The sequence below is a fragment of the Staphylococcus sp. GDY8P126P genome (genome assembly GCF_017891965.1).
Classification (GTDB): Bacteria; Bacillota; Bacilli; order Staphylococcales; family Staphylococcaceae; genus Staphylococcus; species Staphylococcus saprophyticus.
The window spans coordinates 1-700 of record NZ_JAESKG010000030.1 but is presented as its reverse complement, the minus strand read 5'-3'; the positions used below and the strand labels follow the sequence as shown (position 1 = coordinate 700).

Annotated in this window: 1 pseudogene; it reads right to left on the bottom strand. The window is 41.9% G+C overall.

The window, feature by feature from the left end:
* Window positions 1-700: pseudogene (locus KA893_RS13610) on the bottom strand (IS256-like element ISEnfa4 family transposase); the annotation flags it as partial.

The window sequence follows — 700 nt, the reverse complement described above, 5'->3', positions numbered from 1 at the left end:
TGCGCAAGCTTTTGAATATTTAGACTGGTCGATATATTCACCGACTAAGGCATTCTTAGCTGTTCGAGCGAGTTCAATATCCGTAAACTTAAAGATCGCTTTTACTGCTTCTCTAAACGGTTTTGAATTCTTTTTTGGAATGGAACTGAAGATGTTTCTTAAAAAATGGACCTGGCATCTCTGCCAACTTGCGTTGGTAAATGACTTACGAATTGCAGACACTAGGCCTTTATGGGCATCAGAAATGATGAGTTCTGTCCCCTGTAGACCGCGTTCTTTTAAGTATTCAAAGAAGATGGACCATGTGTCATCACTTTCTTCATTTTGGATCATGAAGCCAATGATTTCACGATCACCACCTTCTGTTATCCCGATCGCAATATGGCAGCTTTTAGAAAGCACTCGATGGTCCTCACGGACTTTTATGTAGAGAACATCAGTCATCAGATAAGGATAACTCGTACCTGAGAGTGAACGGTTCTGCCATTCGTTGACCATCGGGTCTAACTGCTCAGTCAGGCTAGAAACAAAAGATTTCGATACCGATTTTCCACATAGCTCTTCAACAATCTTTGAAACTTTACGTGTCGAAACGCCTGAAACATACATCTCAAGCATTGAAGCGAGCAGTGCCTTTTCATTTCGCTGATAACGCTCAAACACCGTCGGTGAAAATTCACCATCACGTGTTCTGGGTACT